Consider the following 18,228-nt stretch of genomic DNA (forward strand, 5'->3'; position numbering starts at 1 on the left):
CTTTTTCGTACAGTCAAAACCGGTCATCCGCAGGTTCCCGCCCGGTGCGTGTCCAGCCTTCTTTTCAGCAGACACGCACCGGAACTCACCCGAGATGACCGGTTTGGAAATATCCTTTTTTCTATTATATCGAACCTTCTCTGGAATGACAAGCCACAAATTCATGCAGAATGGCTTCGACACGTTCCAGCATCTCCTCTTCCGTGCAGAGTTCTTCCGGCCTCATGGATTCCAGGTAATCGTAGAATGCCGTGAGCACGCTTGGTTCCCGGATACTGAGGTAAATCAGCCGCTCTGTCCGCGTCTGGAACAGAAGATAACCCTCGTTTGCATTGACCGAAATATTCAGCGCATGCTCTGCTCTCTCTTTCGTTTCCCGGATCATACGAAGATTTGCGCGATCCCGCAGCGCCAGAAAGCGGCGGATCAGGGCGATACGCTCGTCAAAGTCCAGCGGAGAATAGCACTCTTTTGGATACTCATCCACGCGCCCCGTTTCCAGGAAACTTTTGATGCCATCCTCTGAGAAAAACATCGTCGTTTTTTTATCCAGCACCTGTGTCTGCATCACCTTTGCGTACTGTGCAACCGCCCGTATCATCTGCTCACGCCCCGGCATTTCTTTTACGAGATGGCGCTCCAGCATTTCTGCTGTCAGAAGGCCGGAAAGACACGGCATTCTCTGGAAGAAATACCGCGGGGAATCTGATGCGATAAAGTGACGAATCAGTGTTTCCGTATAGCCAAGCTGGGACTGTACCGTGTCAAGACGTTCAAACAACGGCTCCGACTGTTTGAAATAGCCTTCAAACATCTCGCGCATCATCCGCAGCGTCGTCTCCTCCCGGAACAAAAGTGCATTCTGGTAATCGGCGCTGAAAGCAAGCGCACAGTGCTCCGTCAGGATGAGGTACGGGAAAAGGCGGAACTCATTCAGCCGTGCCGTCACATTGTCGTAGTAGTACCGCGCACGGTAATCGCAGCCGCAGGCACAGATCGGGAGAATTTTCTGCAGACAACTCAGGTTGTAATTTTTCCGCATCGAAACCATCTTCTCGTTGTTGTTCATGCAGAACAGATGTTGAATCGTCAAATTCGGGTTCTGTTCCCCGAATACCTGCAGAAGTTCCATGGCAAAATCGAAGTCCGGCTGGACCAGAACGGAAATTTTTCCGTCTTCTTTTACAGCTTCACCGAAAAACAGCTGCAAAATTGCATGCCGCACATGCACTGTGCCCCGAAGGGGAATCTCTCCGCTACCCCCCCCCGTTCAATTCCAGTTTTGCAATCTCCGCCTCATGGAAGATATATTCCTTTTTCCCCTCGCGGTGGCTGAACGTTTCAATCAGTTCTCCGACCGATTTGCGCCGGTAATAAACCTCTTCACCCATCTGGGTAATGTAAAATGCATCCATGAAATCTGTTTTTTCCCGTGGCGTCAGCTGCATGAACTGCGCCATCTTCCGCACAACATCCTCTCCGGACGGATTTCGTTTTCCATTGATGATCTTATACATGAAAGAACGATCGAGTCCGCAGAACTGTGAAAGCGGGTAAACCCCGACATCCTTCATGGTGATATATTCGGATAATAAATCTGAAAAAACTGACATAGAGCCTCCTGTATCTCAATATTTTGTGTCGATTCTTTTCCAATATAGGTAAAAGTTTACCATGTTCAGAGAGACTTGGCAATTCTTCCGTTCGGCTTTGCATATCGTTTTTCTTTTTTTTACAGGATTTTCACACTGTTATGGAAAAACCGACGGAAAATTCCGCCGGTTTTTCTCTCTTTCGACCTGTTTAATCTTTTTTTATTCCAAATACAGTCAGTGCCTGACGTGGTGAAATACCGAGTCCACCGACACTAATCAGCGTATCCTCTGCCTCCAGCAGAAGATTTTCCTTCTGGAATCTGACGATCATGCGGCCACCACTCAAACCGTCCATCCGCCGAATCTCCATCTCGAGCGTATTTAGCGTACGCCATGCAGCAGAACCAGCATAAATATGGCCATCCGCTTCACTATAGGCAAAATCCCGGCGCATGGAGAGGACAAATTCCTTTTCTTTCCCGCCTTCTTGTACTTTCCAGTACATCTTATCGCTGCCAAAGGAGAATCGCATCTCCTGAATCGGACTTGTCTCCAGCGAAAACAGACCGCTTCCGCCGATCAGAATTTCTGCGGAATCCGGCAGCTGCTGGTTCCCCATCAGCGGGGCAGATACATAAACATGCTTGCTTACCTTCTCTTCCATAAACGGATTTCTCGTTCCTCTGCGCGGCGGCAGAGCCAGATCTGCGGTACGCTCTTTTACTGCACCGGCAAGTGGGGACGGTGGCAGCTCTCCTGCCTCTTTCTTCACATACGGGATCAGTTCCTCCTGCAGTGCGCTCAGTTCCTCCTGTGTCTGCTCAGTTGCTGTTGTCAGAATCACAATCAGATCGAGATCCGGGAACACAACGCCGAACTGACCGTACGCACCATCTGCGCGGAAGGAGCCCGGATAACGGCACATCCAGCACTGATAGCCGTAGCTCTGCGCCCAGTCTTTTACGTGGCCTTCCGAATCGCCCTCCGTCTCAATCTGTTTGCGGCAGGCGCGTTCAAACCATTCTTTTCGAAGCAGCTGTTTTCCTTCCCACTCGCCCTGTCTGGACAGAAAATACGTGAATTTTGCCATATCCTCCGTCACCATCTTCATACCGCCTCCACCGAGCTCCGTTCCGTCTCCGAGCAGCGCACAGGTAAGGGATGTGATGCCAAGCGGCTCCAGCAGACGGGATTTCAGAAACTCTGTGACGTTCTGTCCCGTTTTTTTCCTCAGAACGGCAGCCAGCATGTTAGTTCCGGCTGTATTGTATTTATAAAACGTTCCCGGCTCATGGAGCACTGGATGATGAAGAAAGGTAGAAATCCAGTTTTCGGAATTGTCCATAATCTCCGTCTCGTGACCACAACCCATAATCAACAGGTGATGCAGCGTGATTTTTTTGAGATTTTCGGATGGATTTTCCGGCAGCAGGTCCGGAAAGATATCGACAATTTTCTCATCCAGCGATAAGATTCCCTCCTGCTCTGCAAAACCAATCGCCGTTGCTGTCAACGATTTGCTGAACGAATACAGTGGATGACGAAATTTTTCATCATACGGCTTCCACCAGCCCTTCGCTGCACACTGTCCATGGCGGATCACCATAAAGCTGTGCAGCTCAATCTGGTTCTCTTCGATTCGGTCGAGAAAATTCAAAATTCCTTTGGAGCTGATTCCAGCTGATTCCGGTGTCACATCTTTAAAGTATCCCATTTTGCTTTTCCCCTTTCTCGCAGCCCTTATGCATCAATTTCGTAAAGTTCAACAGAAAGATCACCCTTCCAGCTTATACGGTCGTACGGTGTCTCCGGATAAACCACTGTAGAAATAGCATCTACGCCGTCCTCAGCAAACAGTTCCAGAATGGAAACATCAAAAACAAGCTCCAGATTCCATGCTCCGTCTTTCTTTCTCGCTGCGGTGCTGATGGAATATTTTTCCGTCATGAAGTGCTCACTGAATTCTTTGTAGCCCGCCATGGTACGGTCAACCGTGATTTTGGTGTCAGTTACATAAATCTTCAATTTCTGTCCCACTGAGTTTTTCAGACAGATTTTCGCATCTCCTTTTCCGGAAACCTTCAGTCCAAAGGTCTCTGTGCGGATCGTTGTGTGATTCTCGATCGGATAGCTGCTGTGGCGGAATTTTTCCAGTCCGGCCGGAGCAGCCGCAAGGGTCAGAGCACCATCTACTTCTGTCAGGGACAGTTTTCTTGCCAGAGTTGCCTGTCCACAGTACCCTTCTGTCGGAGTCTGCGCTGCATACTGCCAGTTCATACCCCATCCCATCAGCAGAACATCTTTCGCATTCTGGAATGTAACGGCTGCATAGTTGTCGAAGCCTTCATCCAGCCATCTTGGCTCATCGGATGGATAGGTGCAGAGGAATTTTTCTCCATCGAAATCACCCAGGAAATACTGCATTTTGCAGTGGTCATCTTCGGAAGCTTTCGTCATGCTGACAACGAGAACCCATACATTTTTTCCTTTATACTCAATCGGGAACAGATCCGGGCATTCCCATACACCCTTCACATGGTTTCCTTCCGGTCCGAATTCTCCAGTTTTCTCCCAGTTTTTCATATCCTGGGATGCGTAGAAGAAGACACGGTCCTGCGCTGCAAGAACAAGACTCCAGCATCTTCTGACCGGATTCCAGAACGCTTTCGGGTCACGGAAATCGGAAATTCCCGGGTTTTTGATGACCGGATTCAGATATGACTTTTCAAAATGCCGGCCCTTATCATTGCTGTATGCAATACTCTGCTGTTCCAAACCGTCCTTGTGATGGCTGGTATAAATAGCAATGATTGGCGGATTTTCATTGGTACCATACTCAGAAGAATTCTGCGTATCATACACAGCACTTCCCGAAAAGATAAATCCAAGTTCATCCGGATAAAGTGCGATTGGCTGATGCTCCCAGTGAATCAGGTCGCGGGATGTTGCATGCCCCCAGTGCATCGGTCCCCAGCTGGTATCATACGGGTACTTCTGATAAAAGAAGTGGTACACGCCATCTACATAAACCATGCCATTCGGGTCGTTCATCCAGCCTTCTTCCGGTGAAAAGTGAATTTTCGGTCTGTAATCTCTTTTTTTCATCATTTTTGTAAAACCTCCCAAGATAAACAACGGTCTGCAAAACCACTTCCATCGGCTTTGCAGACATCCGTCGTTTTTATTTATAGTAACGCTTCAGAGTCCCATCTCGATTCTGCCATGCTGCATCGTTACCGTTTATAAATGTTCCATCCCCTATTTTTTAATAGTGTACATTTTCACTTCCAGATCTCCGTCTGTGGAAACCACCTGATACGGAGCATCCGGGTAAACGCATACGGAAGCGGTCTCCAGACCACCATCTGCATAAATCTCCAGATAGGAAACGTCAAAAATAATCTCCATGTTGACATTTCCGCGCATGTAACGTTTTGTTGTAGATACCAGCAGATCCTCTTTTTTGAAGAGCTTCGGATCTACATCATCAAAGTAACTAAGGTCGCCGCTCTTAGAGCGGTCCACCGTGATGCTGTCCACCGTTACCTCGATGACTACTTCCTCACCTCTGCTGTTTTTCAGCGCAATTCTTCCGAAATTGCCCTGCACGAGAAGTCCAAAGCTCTCGGTCAGCAGCGGCTTCTGATTTCCGATCGGGAAGGCACCCGCACGGTACTCATCGATCCCGAACGGTTTTGTTTTCAGGCGGTAGCCCTCCTCGGTCTCACAAAGTGAAAGTTCTCTTGGCAGTGTCATCAGACCGGAATACTCACCGGTCGGAACAAAGTTCGCGTAGAGCGGATTAACGCCCCATCCAAGGTAAACCGGACGGTCGTAGTTTCCATACGTTACACCGGCATAATTGTCGAATCCGAAATCAATCCACAGCGGCTCGTCTGTGATCTCGGTGCACTGGAAGGTATCTCCGTCAAAATCACCGACGAAATACTGTATATTGGCACGGCCTTCGGTTCCCGGATGTATCATGCTGACTATCAGAATCCATTTGAATCCGTCAAATTCATTTCCTGTTTTAGCACGGATCAGATCGGTGCATTCCCATACAGTCGGCACTTTATTGACACCGACACCGAACTCGCCTGTTTTCTTCCAGTTTTTCAAATCCTGGGATGCGTAAAACTCTGCGTGGTCGCCGGATGCCAGAACAAGGCTCCAGCAGTCCTTTTTGTCATTCCAGAAGACGCGTGGATCACGGAAATCCGGTGTGCCCGGGTTTTCGATCACCGGGTTGCCATAATATTTTTCAAAATGCTTTCCCTGATCCAGGCTGTATGCAATACACTGCTGCTCCAGGCCCGTTTCCATATTGTGCGCCGTGTAGACAGCCACCATCGGTTTCTCACCGTATTTCGCAAATCCGCTGGTGTTATTTTCATCGTATGCCATACTTCCGGAGTACATCGTTCCGATCTCATCCGGGTACAGGGCGACCGGCAGATGCTCCCAGTGAATCAGGTCTTTCGATACTGCATGACCCCAGTGCATCGGTCCCCATACAACGTCATTTGGGTTATGCTGATAATACAGATGCCAGATACCATCGATATAAATCAGTCCGTTCGGATCGTTGTTCCAGTTTTTCTCCGGTGTAAAATGAATGTTCGGTCTAAAATCTCTTTTTCCCTGTTTACTCATAGGATCCCTCTTTTCCTGTTCTCTCTTTTCCTATTTTATCTTTTTCCATTTGGAACTTCAACAAAAAAGAAATAAGAACGAAATAATCTTCTTTTTAAATATGGCCATGTTATATGGGATACAACATGGCCACATTTGGAATTTCTTTAGTTATAGAACATTAATTGCAAATCGTTTACGTTACTGTTTTTTCGTAATCGCTTTTCGCCCGATTTTTAGTTTGCTGCAGAAGCTGCTCGATCTACTGCGCCCTGGTAAATCTCAACCAGTTCGCTCAAACCAGCGCCCTCAAGCTCTGTCTTATAGGACTCCCAGCTTGCATCATCAACGCCGCCGGTTACCCATGTAGTGATGTAACGGTCAACGATATCGGAGACGGTCGGCTGAATCTGTGCCAGACGCTGAATCTCTTCCTGGGTCATCAGAACACGCGGAATGGTGTCATACTCTTCCATGATGTCATCTTTACCGTTTTCTTTCTGCATCTCGAGAAGTTTTACAGCATCGAAGGTGTAGCCGCAAACGGTGTCATAGTACTCGTTCTGAACGATCATAGAACCACGGCAGGTTGTGGAGTTTACACGAGCCTCACCAAAGTTCTTATATTCCGGATTCAGAGGTTTGTAGTTTCCGTTTTCATCGAGCGGTGTACGAAGAACGCCGTCTTCGTCTTTCTCATAGTTGTATCCGATTGCGCCCCAGTTAGATGTAACAGAGATTTCCGGATCGCCTACCATGTAATCTACAAATCTTGCAACAACGTGCGGGAATTTGCAGGTCGTTGTGATTGCTGTATCGGAAGAATCCTGCAGCTCAGAGTAGTTGCACTCGAAACCGGTCATACCGTCTTCGCCCTGCAGTCTCGGAACTGCTACGTACTGATCATGTACTTCCTGGTTTGTAATTTCCTGATCGCCCCAAACACCGAAGGAACCGATCTTTGCAACATTCTCTTTGATCAGAGAAGATTTGAATGACATACTTTCATCTGCCTCGAAGGAACCGTTCCAGATCAGTCCTTCTTCATACAGCATGTTGAAAAATTCTGCTGTTTTCTTGAATGCTTCGTCTGTTGCAGTGAACGTAACTTTTCCGTCAACCATTCTTAAGTGATCCGCATAGGAGTTTCCTCCGCAGTAGGAGTCAGCGCATCCGAATGCACCTGTGAAACGATAGAACAGGTTGTAGGAACCAAAGGTATCGGTTGCGCCGAACCAGGTTGCCATCGGGATTTCATCGTCTTCGCCGTTTCCGTTCAGATCGCCGCCGTCGCGGATTGCTTTCAGGCAGTCTACCCACTCGTCTACGGTTGTCGGCACTTCTTTGCCTACTTTATCCAGCCATGTTTTGTTGATCACGAATGGTCCAGGTGTTAATACAAGACCTTTCATTTCCTCTACGTACGGGAATCCATATTTATGGCCGTTCGGAGCGGTGATCTCAAGCTGATACTGCTCATTGTCATCGAGGAATGCTTTCAGGTTCGGCATATACTCTTCGATCAGGCCTTCGGTCGGAAGGAATACATCCTGGTCTGCGTACTGAACTACGGTGTTTCCGGATTTACCATCGCCGAAGTTCCAGAATACATCCGGAAGATCCTGTCCGGAAGAAAGCATCAGATTGATTTTCTCTGTTGCGCTCTCCTGCGGGATCGGCTGCCAGTCAAACTCTACTCCTGTGTCCTCGAACCATTTCTGGCACATAGCCAGGTCGCCTACTTCTACAGTTCTGTCTGCAGAGTTTACGATCAGAGCGGAAATTTTTCCGTATTTCTCTTCGAATTTTGCCGGATCTTTGATGATCGGAAGGGTACCGTCGAGCTGGATGATTCCCTCATCTACTGCTTCCTGCTCTTCTGCTGTGAGACCTGTGTCACCTGCTTCTGTACCGGATGCAGAGGTGGTGTCTCCTCCTGTGCTTCCTGCACCGGAGCTGCTTGAGCTGCCGGAGCTGTTTCCACAGCCTGCGAGCATGCTGGTTACCATAAGGCTTGCCAGTAATACGGATACGATTTTTTTCTTCATATTGTTCCTCCTTTATTTTGCTGCCTTTTCCGGCAGTGAAATACGTTAGTATTTTTGTATTCCTACACATAAACCATGTCTGCTATATCCATGAATTCTGCAACAATAAATTTTCTGTTCTGCATCAGCCCTTGACTGCACCGATCGTAACACCTTTTGCGAAGTATTTCTGCAGGAAAGGATATACGCACAGAAGCGGGAATGCGGAAACAACTACGACACAGTATTTTAACTGCTCAGCCAGTTTCTGTTTTGTTACCATCTCAGAAGCACTACTTCCCATCTGGTTGGACTGGTTCATCAGTACCAAGTTTCGAAGAACGACCTGAAGAGGCATCTTGCTGTCATCCTGCAGGAACATCAGTGCGTTGAAGAACTGGTTCCACATTGCGGTTGCATAGAACAGACACATAACTGCGATGATCGTTTTCGACAGCGGAATTGCAATTTTGAAGAAGAATCCAAAATCGCTGCAGCCGTCGATTTTTGCTGCTTCGAGAAGCTCGACCGGAATACCACTTTCAAAGAAGGAGCGGCATACGATCAGGTTGTAAGCGGACACTGCTACCGGAAGGACCATAGCCCATGTTGTGTTGTAGATGTGCAGCTGCTGTACGGTTAAGTACATCGGAATCATACCGCCGCTGAAGAACATCGTGAAGGTGAACAGGAACATAATCGGTTTTCTTCCTACCATATCGTATCTGGAAAGTGCATAGCCGGCCGGAATGGTGCAGACCAGGGAAATCAGCGTTCCTAATACGGTATATTTGATGGTGTTTGCATAGCCGGTCCAGAGCGGCTGGTATTTCAGTGTGGTTTCATATCCGTTGGTGTACCACGCTTCCGGATAGAGAAGAATTTTACCGGAGCTTACAACAACCGGGTCTGTAACAGATGCCAGAAGCACGTAATACAGAGGATATACAATTGCAATACAGACAAGGATCATGATGACGGTATTGATCACGGTAAAGACCTTGTCTCCCGTACTCATTTTTACTTTTTTCTTTTTCACAGTGTTATTATTTGCCATTTTTCAAGCCCCCTGACTCTTAGAAAATACTGATATCGCTGGTCTTCTTTGCAACTGCGTTTGTGATAACCAGAATAATGAAGTTTACAACGGAGTTAAATAAGCCAACGGCTGTCGCAAAACTGTACTGTGCGGTCTGGAGACCTACTTTGTATACGTATGTCGAAATGATCTCACTGACGGTTGTGTTGGTACCGTTCTGCATCAGATAAGCTTTCTCATATCCCACGTTCATAATGTTACCTACCTGAAGGATCAGCATCAGGATGATGGTCGGCATAATCAGAGGTAAATCAATGTAAAGGATCTTCTGAAATCTGGAAGCACCATCCATCGTTGCTGCTTCGTAATATTCCGGGCTGATTGCGGTCAGTGCTGCGATGAAGATGATGGCGTTGAATCCCATCGTCTGCCAGATGTTACTTCCGATGAAGAGTTTGCGGAAGTACTCCGGAAGGCTGGTGAACATGATTGCTTTTCCGCCGGCTCCCATAACTGCGTGGTTTACAAGACCGTTTGCGGAAAACAGTACGGAAATCAGGCTGACTACAACTACGTTTGACATAAAGTACGGTGCGTAGGAGATGGTCTGGATGATTCGTCTCGGTCCGCTTCTCTGTACCTGGTTCAGTAAGAGTGCGAAGATAACCGGAATCGGGAATCCGATGATCAGGCTCTCCAGACTGATGACGATCGTGTTCTTGATTGCCGTCATGGCAATACTGGTACTGAAGAACATCTTGAAATACTTGAAGATCGGATCTGCCCACGGACTTCCCATGATTCCCATGCGGCCTTTAAAATCTTTAAAGGCGATGATCAGGCCGTACATTGGATAGTAAGCAAAAACGATCAGCCAGATCAGTGCAGGAATCAGCAGGATGTACAGCTGCCAGCACGAGAGCGCTTTTTTCAATTTTCCACTTTCTGCCGTTTTCGGCGATGACGTTTTTTTCTTCATAGTTCCCTCCTTATTTCTCTAAAAGCTTTACCAACCGCTTTTCGTTCCACATTTGCATCGTTTCCGTTTTGGCACTTTGCCTTGTGGAACCTGTTCCATACCTGTATCATAGTACGCAGTTCGCCCAATGTCAACAAATCATCAATATTTTTTCGTCATTTTCAATATTTTCACAATTTTTATTTTGTGTTTTTGTGCAATATGCATCCTGTTTTTCATAAAATTCACACTTATCTTCTTTCTTCTTCCATTCTCCTGTTCCACATGTTCCGCTGTTCCATGCTTTTCCTGTTCCATATGTTCCACTTTTCCGTTTTTCACTATTTTTTCGACAATTGCAACTGTTTCAGCAGCGATTTCATATCCTTTTGCTCAGTCTTTCTGCCCTTTTGCCGTATATAAGTTGGTTTTATTTCATTTTTATTTTATACATGAAAAAGAGACACCCTTTCTTTTCAGATCGAGTGTCTCTGATATCTGTTCTTCTTCTGTTCTATCGCAATCCCGGAAAATGATGCAAAATTCGGTAATTCCCTGTTTTGTTATCTTCAGGTACTTTCTCCTTTTCGGAAGGTCACATCCACAATCTGCTCCATCTCCTCAATCTTCTTTCCGTCAATCATGCGGATGATTGTGTCCACGCTCCGCTTTGCGATTTCCGGCACATTCTGACAGACCGTCGTCAGCTCCGGTGTCAAAAAGCGGGTAAAATCCAGGCCGTCGTAGCCAACCACCTTCAGTTTTTTCGGAATCTTGATTCCTTTTTTCTGCAGCATCTTCATGCACGCTGCCGCTGTGACATCGGCTGTAAAGAGTCCATCAATTCCATCAAAATGGCTGATGTATTTTTTCCAGATCGTCGGGCCGCTCTGAAAATTCAGAATCTTGCTTCCGGCATCAATCGCTGTAATTTTACATTTATGCTGTTTGCAGACTTCCGCAAACCGTCGGTAACGATCCATGGAGCAACCACGCTCTGTTGCACTCGATGCAAAATAGAGCACATTCTTACATCCTGCGCTCAAAAGCGCCTGCGCCGCAAGCTCACCGCCGCGCTTATGGTCGGAATGTATACACGGAATCCCTTCGGTGACGTAGCGGTCAATCATGACAATCGGACGGTGAATTTCCGCCAGGCTGACAGAAGACGGGATATCCGCACAGCAGATAATGCCGTCCATGACATTTCGCTGCAGCATTTCCACAAATTCCTCGATGCGGTTCGGATTGTCCCCAACCTCGCAGAGCATGCACTTGTAGCCATTGGTGTACAGATTATTCTCGACATGTTTCACCAGAGATGCCATAAACGGATGTGAAAGATTCTTAACAACAATTCCGATAAAACCGGACTTGTTGCGGAACAGGTTCTGGGCAAGCTCATTTGGTTTATAGTTCAGTTCCTCCACTGCCTGCATGATCTTCTGTTTTGTTTCATCGGAAATATACCCGCTCCCATTGAGTGCACGGGATACCGTTCCGATTCCTACTCCCGCTTTGATCGCGACATCTCTAATACTTGCCATAGTTTCTCCTAACTCCTATTCTGACACTGGGCTGTTTTCTCTGACTCGTTCCGGCTTTTCCCCCGCTGCCGGTCTGTGGAGCCCGTTCCACAATGCTTGATTACTTTTATTTTAAAGCACCGCAATCTACAAATCAAGTTAAAAGCTGAAAATTTAAGTACAAAAAAACAAGCGACTGTTTGGATCATTTCCCTTTTTCTGGTGAAACCATCCAAACAGCCTCCTGTGTTTTTGTCACTTTTGTCTTATTTTCCAAAAACGCTCATTCATGCGGGCATGCTTTGCGATTTTTCTGGAATTTCATATGTCCCTGAACATTCAGAAACGTTTAATCGTTTTCCAACGAGATATCACCATCCTTTGTCATCAGTGTGATTCTGCCCGCTGGCTGATCCGGTACATAAGAAAAGCTCTGCTCGTCCTCCTCTTTCTGCATCAGATTCTCCATGGTATCCGGTACATCGATCTCCCCAAAATCTGTCTTTGCCGTAATTTCCAGCCGTTCCAGATCTTTTTTACCCAGTTCAAGTTCAATATCGCCGTAGGAGTTTTCCACCGACACATCTCCGGAAAGCTTCGTATTTTGGATTTTCGCATCGCCATCCTCCAGCGTGATCGACCCATTCTCCCACGTTCCGCTCTTCAGTTCCACATCACCGTAATCTGCTTTGCATTTGATATTCTGCATGTCACATCCGAAAAGTGTGATATCTCCATCCGCATTTTGCAGTCTTCCGCTTTCCGCCTGGATGCCATTCATCTGCACATCACCGAATCCCATCGTTACCTCTATTTTTTTCAGTACCTTCTTTTCCGGTACATACAGAATCACTCCTGTTTCCGACTGTTTACCGCCACTTAAGATTTCTTCCGTAAAGTCAATATTAATGTAAATCGTATCGGACACTGCGCTTGTCTCTTCGATGCTCAGAACACCGTCCCGCACGCGATATTCCACTGCAGTCTCTCCTTTTTTCGACGGAATCCGCCAGGCGAGATAACAGGAATCGTCACCGGACGGAAGGATGTTCAGGTCGCCGATCGTAAGGTCTGCCTGCAGTTCATCAAAATCATCAAGTTTTATCTTTTCCTGTGTGGAAATGCCGTCTTCCTTCTTCGCAGAACCGCTCATCGCATTCAGATCATACGTTTCCGCGTATGCTTTTCCGCCGCTTGCCCATCCGCTGAACGTCAGCACTGCACCGGCAATACAGCAGGCACATCCTGTCAGTAATGCTGTTTTTGTCCATTTTTTCATGATCTGCTTCCTCCTTTTTTCGTTACCTTACGTGTACACCACACGAACAGCCGTCCCATCCATTTTGCAAAGTATACGCCGAACACCGCGCACAGAATACTGATTCCCAGCATGAAAACGCCCATTCCGGTAATAAAGCAGAATCCGCCGAAGGAAACCGAGACTGCCAGAATGCCGCGCAGCAGCATCTTAATTCCGGCGGCCACGCCGACAACTGCAATCAGAAAGACGCTCATATCAAGCAGTGCCGCACAGAGGGCCGCGCAGAGCAGAACGATGAGAATGCTGATCAGAATCGGGGCTCCGATCGGGGCTGCAAACAGGGCGAGAATCGCGATCCAGACGACGTTGGCGCCTGTCGTTTTTTTCTTCTCTTTCTGTTTTTCTTCCTTTTCCATTGCCTCGCGTTCATCTACTTTTTTGTCCAGAAGATTCCGCATCAGCTCGGCGGCTGCCTGTTTCGGTGTTCCGAGTTCTTTGATCACGGCCTGCTCATTTTCCGGACCGGCATCTGCAAAATACTCGGTGAAGTATTCCATCGCATCTTCATAGTCGCTCTGCGGAAGCTTCCTCAGATACTTTTCCAATTGTTTCAGATATTCCCCACTCGTCATTCTTTTTTCCTCCACTCGATGATGTTGTCAATGGTGTCACGATAGGACTTCCATTCGCCCTGCAGGTACGCCATCTGTGTTTTTCCTGCTTCTGTGATCGAATAATACTTCCGTTTTCTGCCCTGGTACTCTGCGGAATACGTCGTCACGTAGCCCGCCTTTTCCAGTTTTTTCAGGATCGGGTACAGTGTCGACTCTTTGATGTCTGCAACCAGTTTGATCGTCTGGCTGATTTCATATCCATAAGAATCTTCCCGATTCACAATCGACAGGATCATAAATTCGATCAGCAGTGCTGATACCGGAAAATACATAAAAAACCACCTCCGTTAGTTTCTGATATGTAAAATATTTATATATATAATTTATACATATCATAAGACTATGGAGGCGGTTTGTCAAGGGGAATATATAAAATTTTTACATATTCGCTGTCATGTCATCATCTGTGTTTATTTCAGGGCTTTTCCGGAACCGAATGCGTCGCCGACTTTGTCGCCCATGGCGAGATAGGTGTTGTTGACCGGGTCGAAGGCGATTGGTTTCAGTTTTTTCGGGTCGATCTTTCCGTCGGTCAGAACGCTCTCGTCTGCGCAGACGTTCACGATCTCGCCGACCAGAATGCCGTTGTCAAAGCTTTTCACTTTGCACTCCAGTGCCATCGGAAGCTCGTCGATCAGCGGCGCGTTGACGAATTCGCTCTTCGTTGCATGGAAACCGGCGCGTGCAAATTTATCCGGAACTTTTCTGCCGGACTCGATGCCGACGTAATCGCAGCCAACAACAGTATCCTCGGTTGCCATGCTGACGGTGAAGGCACCGGTTGCGGCAAGGTTGTCTGTTGTCTTGTGGTCGCCCATGCTGATGGAGATCTCATTGAAATCTGTGACTACACCCCATGCAGCATTCATGGCATCCGGGTTGCCATCTTTGTCGTATGTTGCAATAATCAGAACCGGAAGTGGATACATGTTTGGTTTTGCTCCAAAATTTACTCTGCTCATGGTTGTTCCTCCTGTTTTGCTTGATTTTCTTTATTATAACGCTTACAGCAAACTTTAACACAAGAGATTTTCTCTGCAAATTTTCTTAATCGTTTAATTTTCTCGTCATATCATGCCATTCCTCGCCGCCCCAGGTGGATGCGGAGATTCCCTCGTCGTGGAAATTCATCTTTTTGTACATCTCCACCTTATCCTGCAGGCAGGTCAGAATGAGCTGTTTTCTTCCGTTTTTCTGTTCCCGGCGGCTGTACTCTTCCATCAGCGCGCGGGCGATTCCCTGGCCGCGGTATTCCGGCAGGACACTGAGACCCAGCAGCATGACGTTTTCTCCCTTCGGGTCGTACAGACTGATTTCATCGAAAAAGGCATCACGGAATTTTGTCTCGTTTGTTGCAAGTCCGTTCAGCGTTCCGGCGATTTTTCCGGTTTCTTTGTCTACTGCCGCCAGAAACAGCTCCGGCGCGTACTGCACCCGCTCGCGCATGCTCTTTTCGGAGCACGCCTCATTCGGCGGAAAGCACGCCAGCTCAATGGCAACGCCCTGTTCCATTTCATCCTGGCGGATGGTTCGAAGTTCATATCGTTCCATTTTATGGTATTCCTCCATTGCCCGCTCAAAAAACTGCAGAAAACCGTCTTCCACGGCAAGCTGATCGAGCGCGGCTTCTTGCTCATTCAGATCGTAATAATATTTTCCGGTCCGCAGATCGATCGACAGACGGTCGAGCGGAAAGCCTTTTTTGCTCATCGGATGGGGTGTGCTGACCATGCGGAAAGGAGCGCTCTCCATTGACGGGTCCATCGCGTCATAGCGGTGGTCCGCATCAAGAATCAGCGAAACTGCGTTTTTGTAGCGTCCCGTCAGGCCGCCGTACTTTTCTGCAAGGGCGGCGTAATGCGCGGTCATTTCTTCATCGGACAGATACTTTCCGTTCACGGTCCGCACATGGACGCCGGGCTGGTCGTCCTCTGCCACGTTGTCAAAATACAGACCGGAATCACAGGAGAACACCGGCATATGAAGCGCGTTGAAATACGCCTCCGCCTTTTTCCTGGCATTTTCCAGCGGCGTTTTTCCATCCTCGATAATCTCTGGCTGCTTAACACCGCCAAGATCTTTCAGCCCGATCAGCTCAATCCCAAGACCGGCAAGGCGGTGACGCATCGCGTCGAGTTTTGCCGGGTTGCCGGTTCCGTACAGTAACTTCATTTCTGCCCCCTTCTATGCCTCGATGCCGAACTCTTCCGGGCGGAAGCGCGGGCAGACATTTTCCGACGATGTGATGACGGATGCAGCAAGACGCGTACCGATTTCAACTGCCTTGCCAAGCGTTTTTCCATAGGTCAGACCGGCGGAAACACCTGCGCAGAACGCATCACCGGCTCCTGTTGTATCTTTTACCTGTACTTTCTGCGCCGGGCAGAAGCCGCTCTCTCCGTCTGCTTCCGCATAAACCGCTCCGTCGCCGCCCATTGTTACGACCATGGCCGGAACATTTGCCGCTTTCAGACGCTCGGCGAGAATCTTTTCCATCTCGGCCGGTGTTTTTTCGCTGTAATCATCGGAGAAGAAAACGCCTGCCTCGATCTGGTTGCAGATCAGGCAGTCAAATTTCTGCAGAAGATCTCTTCTGCTGACTGCGATGTTCATGTTGCTGACAACGCCGTACAATTTTTTATCGTATTTTTCACAGAGCTGTACCAGCTTTTTGATGATCTCTTTGTCCATATCGATCTCTGCCACAATGGAATCGCAGTTTTCGATAATTTCATCTCCGTTTTCTTCCAGAATATCGAGAATCGGCATCAGGTTCGGGCGCTGGGAAATGGAGCCCGCCAGGTCACCGTTGTGATCGAAGACAGCAAGCCATGTTCCCATACCGTTCGGGATTTCTTTCATGTATTCGGTATTGACTTTGTGGCGCTGCAGTTTGCGCACAACATCCTCGCCGAGTGCGGTATTATCCACGATTCCAAGGAAGGTCGGGCGCAGTTCCAGGTTTGCGATATCCTCCACCACGTTTCGGCTCACACCGCCGTGGATGTATTCGACATGGCCGGCGTTTCTGCCGTACGGGACGTAGATGTCCTCTGGAAAACCTTTGATATCCACAAAAACTGCTCCTAATACTACGATTCCATTTTTATTTACTGCCATGTTTCTTTTTTCCTCTCCTGTTTTTTCATTCCTTCTTTTTTCAGACAAGCCTCTTCGTCTGTTTCACGAAATTTCTGTCTTATCAGCATCCAAATAATGCAAGGCACTTTTACATTGCTGCTCTCTGCTACTGTCTCGACAGTTGAGACAGTGAAGAACGCTCAACTCCTACACAATCCATCCGCTCTGACCTCTGATTGGCCATACACTCGCAGGGAGTTGAGTTGCCGGATTTCACCGTCTCGACCTGGAAGCTGGTCCTTATTTCTTTGTTTTGACATCAAGACTACCGTCTCAACGGTACTTTCGTTGTTCCAACAAAGTTCCTGTATTTCCCTGTCTCCAAAATACACCGGGAAGCGGAACTTTATGTGCTTCAGGAATCTGCCATCCGGCTGCTCCTGCTCATAAATGTCCACCTGTTCTACAAAGCTGTTAAGAAATTCTTTCTTCTCCAGGTCGGTGAACTTATCATATAGTTTATCAAAATATAAAAGAAATTGATAGACGTTTTCTTCTGATATTTTCTGTTGCTGAATATTCAGCAGGCGATTCTTGACTTCTTCTATACTGTTCTCCACGCCTTCAATCTCATCATACAAACGGTATAACCTTGTCTCCATATCCTGATATTTCTTCTCATAAAATTTATCCATGATATCCAGACTATCCATCTGCTGTCCGAGTCTTGCTTTTGCTCCTGTCAGCTGCTTATGCTGCTTTTCTAATCCTTCAATCTCTTTTTCTATTTCTTCTGTATCTATTCTTGAACCGATTTTATTCAGAATTGCTTCTTCGAATTTAGGATTCTTCACCAGCTTCCGAATAACTTCTTCCACTGCATTATTAATCTTCTCCTCGCTCCATTGTTTACGATATCCACATTTATGACCGTCTACCAGGCGACGATGTTTGCAGGCATAATAGAAATAATCCTTATATAAGGTTCCGTCTTTCTTTTTCTTTCGGTTCACATTCCCATACATACCGCTTCCACATAACGGGCATCTCAATATTCCGGATAAAATATGCTCATGCTCGAGACTATGTGTCTTTTCATATTTCACACCTGTTTTTTCCCGTTTTTGATGTGCCAGCTCCCAGTCTGTTTCCGAAATGATTCCTTCATGGATACCATCGTGTAACATATAATTTTCCTGCTTTACAATACGGTATTCATTTCTTGTACCAGATACTTTCTCATTCTTCCTTCGTCCATAAGCCAGCTTTCCACAGTATACCGGATTATCCAGAACGCCTTTTATAAATGAAGCGGCAAATGCGTCCAGTGTATTATTCTGTCGTTTTTTCTTTTTATATCCATGCTGGTTCAGCCATGCAGCAATCGCAGAAATTCCCATATTTGTATGAATAAATTTATCATAGATCAGAC

Annotated in this window: 17 protein-coding genes; all 17 read right to left on the reverse strand. The window is 47.2% G+C overall.

What is annotated here, in order from left to right; genetic code table 11:
• Positions 1 to 124: 124 nt before the first annotated feature.
• On the reverse strand, positions 125 to 1,225 hold the full coding sequence (locus DWX26_RS10685; protein ID WP_147398121.1) for a hypothetical protein: 1,101 nt from the start codon (positions 1,223 to 1,225) through the stop codon (positions 125 to 127).
• A gap of 31 nt (positions 1,226 to 1,256) precedes the next feature.
• Positions 1,257 to 1,613 (reverse strand): helix-turn-helix domain-containing protein, encoded by a 357-nt coding sequence (locus tag DWX26_RS10690; RefSeq protein ID WP_055226705.1) that lies wholly within the window; start codon positions 1,611 to 1,613, stop codon positions 1,257 to 1,259.
• Between the two features lie 190 nt (positions 1,614 to 1,803).
• Positions 1,804 to 3,309, reverse strand: coding sequence for a serine hydrolase domain-containing protein (locus DWX26_RS10695; protein WP_118601405.1), 1,506 nt, complete (start codon positions 3,307 to 3,309; stop codon positions 1,804 to 1,806).
• A 26-nt stretch (positions 3,310 to 3,335) separates the two neighbouring features.
• Positions 3,336 to 4,703, reverse strand: coding sequence for a glycoside hydrolase family 32 protein (locus DWX26_RS10700; RefSeq protein WP_117802615.1), 1,368 nt, complete (start codon positions 4,701 to 4,703; stop codon positions 3,336 to 3,338).
• Between the two features lie 150 nt (positions 4,704 to 4,853).
• Positions 4,854 to 6,251, reverse strand: coding sequence for a glycoside hydrolase family 32 protein (locus DWX26_RS10705; RefSeq protein ID WP_022461557.1), 1,398 nt, complete (start codon positions 6,249 to 6,251; stop codon positions 4,854 to 4,856).
• A 215-nt stretch (positions 6,252 to 6,466) separates the two neighbouring features.
• Positions 6,467 to 8,278, reverse strand: coding sequence for an extracellular solute-binding protein (locus DWX26_RS10710; RefSeq protein WP_022461556.1), 1,812 nt, complete (start codon positions 8,276 to 8,278; stop codon positions 6,467 to 6,469).
• A gap of 124 nt (positions 8,279 to 8,402) precedes the next feature.
• Complete coding sequence (locus DWX26_RS10715; protein WP_082426161.1) at positions 8,403 to 9,314, reverse strand: carbohydrate ABC transporter permease; 912 nt, start codon at positions 9,312 to 9,314, stop codon at positions 8,403 to 8,405.
• A gap of 19 nt (positions 9,315 to 9,333) precedes the next feature.
• Positions 9,334 to 10,275: an ABC transporter permease gene (locus DWX26_RS10720; RefSeq protein ID WP_022461554.1), complete on the reverse strand. Its 942-nt coding sequence runs from the start codon at positions 10,273 to 10,275 to the stop codon at positions 9,334 to 9,336.
• Between the two features lie 141 nt (positions 10,276 to 10,416).
• Entirely contained in the window at positions 10,417 to 10,572 is a 156-nt protein-coding gene (locus DWX26_RS16755; RefSeq protein WP_158565053.1) for a hypothetical protein, read from the reverse strand.
• Between the two features lie 251 nt (positions 10,573 to 10,823).
• Positions 10,824 to 11,801 carry a LacI family DNA-binding transcriptional regulator gene (locus DWX26_RS10725; protein WP_022461553.1) on the reverse strand — a complete coding sequence of 326 codons (978 nt, stop codon included), beginning with the start codon at positions 11,799 to 11,801 and terminating at the stop codon, positions 10,824 to 10,826.
• 328 nt (positions 11,802 to 12,129) lie between these two features.
• A complete protein-coding gene (locus DWX26_RS10730) occupies positions 12,130 to 13,059 on the reverse strand; it encodes a DUF4097 family beta strand repeat-containing protein (RefSeq protein ID WP_118601406.1) in 930 nt (309 codons plus the stop codon).
• Positions 13,056 to 13,673: a DUF1700 domain-containing protein gene (locus tag DWX26_RS10735; RefSeq protein ID WP_022461551.1), complete on the reverse strand. Its 618-nt coding sequence runs from the start codon at positions 13,671 to 13,673 to the stop codon at positions 13,056 to 13,058. The genes DWX26_RS10730 and DWX26_RS10735 overlap by 4 nt, the downstream gene beginning before the upstream one ends.
• On the reverse strand, positions 13,670 to 13,987 hold the full coding sequence (locus tag DWX26_RS10740) for a PadR family transcriptional regulator (protein ID WP_022461550.1): 318 nt from the start codon (positions 13,985 to 13,987) through the stop codon (positions 13,670 to 13,672). Before DWX26_RS10740 ends, DWX26_RS10735 begins: the two co-directional genes overlap by 4 nt.
• Before the next feature lie 138 nt (positions 13,988 to 14,125).
• Positions 14,126 to 14,677, reverse strand: a complete 552-nt coding sequence (locus DWX26_RS10745; RefSeq protein ID WP_055219194.1) for a flavin reductase family protein — start codon at positions 14,675 to 14,677, stop codon at positions 14,126 to 14,128.
• An 85-nt stretch (positions 14,678 to 14,762) separates the two neighbouring features.
• Entirely contained in the window at positions 14,763 to 15,887 is a 1,125-nt protein-coding gene (locus DWX26_RS17540; protein WP_118601407.1) for a non-canonical purine NTP pyrophosphatase, read from the reverse strand.
• 12 nt (positions 15,888 to 15,899) lie between these two features.
• Positions 15,900 to 16,835: a carbohydrate kinase family protein gene (locus DWX26_RS10755; protein WP_118601408.1), complete on the reverse strand. Its 936-nt coding sequence runs from the start codon at positions 16,833 to 16,835 to the stop codon at positions 15,900 to 15,902.
• Between the two features lie 161 nt (positions 16,836 to 16,996).
• Positions 16,997 to 18,228, reverse strand: a 1,232-nt coding sequence (locus DWX26_RS10760) for a recombinase family protein (RefSeq protein ID WP_243030629.1), incomplete at its 5' end; no start/stop codon positions are given.

It is taken from the genome of Blautia sp. AF19-1, assembly GCF_003479155.1.
In the GTDB taxonomy this organism is placed as follows: Bacteria; Bacillota; Clostridia; order Lachnospirales; family Lachnospiraceae; genus Fusicatenibacter; species Fusicatenibacter saccharivorans.

Coding starts and splice junctions, on each gene's coding strand:
- DWX26_RS10700 (WP_117802615.1), bottom strand. CDS start 4,703: ATGATGAAAAAAAGAGATTACAGACCGAAAATTCACTTTTCACCGGAA.
- DWX26_RS10745 (WP_055219194.1), bottom strand. CDS start 14,677: ATGAGCAGAGTAAATTTTGGAGCAAAACCAAACATGTATCCACTTCCG.
- DWX26_RS10740 (WP_022461550.1), bottom strand. CDS start 13,987: ATGTATTTTCCGGTATCAGCACTGCTGATCGAATTTATGATCCTGTCG.
- DWX26_RS16755 (WP_158565053.1), bottom strand. CDS start 10,572: ATGGAACAGGAAAAGCATGGAACAGCGGAACATGTGGAACAGGAGAAT.
- DWX26_RS10705 (WP_022461557.1), bottom strand. CDS start 6,251: ATGAGTAAACAGGGAAAAAGAGATTTTAGACCGAACATTCATTTTACA.
- DWX26_RS10695 (WP_118601405.1), bottom strand. CDS start 3,309: ATGGGATACTTTAAAGATGTGACACCGGAATCAGCTGGAATCAGCTCC.
- DWX26_RS10735 (WP_022461551.1), bottom strand. CDS start 13,673: ATGACGAGTGGGGAATATCTGAAACAATTGGAAAAGTATCTGAGGAAG.
- DWX26_RS10755 (WP_118601408.1), bottom strand. CDS start 16,835: ATGGCAGTAAATAAAAATGGAATCGTAGTATTAGGAGCAGTTTTTGTG.
- DWX26_RS10690 (WP_055226705.1), bottom strand. CDS start 1,613: ATGTCAGTTTTTTCAGATTTATTATCCGAATATATCACCATGAAGGAT.
- DWX26_RS10725 (WP_022461553.1), bottom strand. CDS start 11,801: ATGGCAAGTATTAGAGATGTCGCGATCAAAGCGGGAGTAGGAATCGGA.
- DWX26_RS10710 (WP_022461556.1), bottom strand. CDS start 8,278: ATGAAGAAAAAAATCGTATCCGTATTACTGGCAAGCCTTATGGTAACC.
- DWX26_RS10715 (WP_082426161.1), bottom strand. CDS start 9,314: ATGGCAAATAATAACACTGTGAAAAAGAAAAAAGTAAAAATGAGTACG.
- DWX26_RS10720 (WP_022461554.1), bottom strand. CDS start 10,275: ATGAAGAAAAAAACGTCATCGCCGAAAACGGCAGAAAGTGGAAAATTG.
- DWX26_RS10730 (WP_118601406.1), bottom strand. CDS start 13,059: ATGAAAAAATGGACAAAAACAGCATTACTGACAGGATGTGCCTGCTGT.
- DWX26_RS17540 (WP_118601407.1), bottom strand. CDS start 15,887: ATGAAGTTACTGTACGGAACCGGCAACCCGGCAAAACTCGACGCGATG.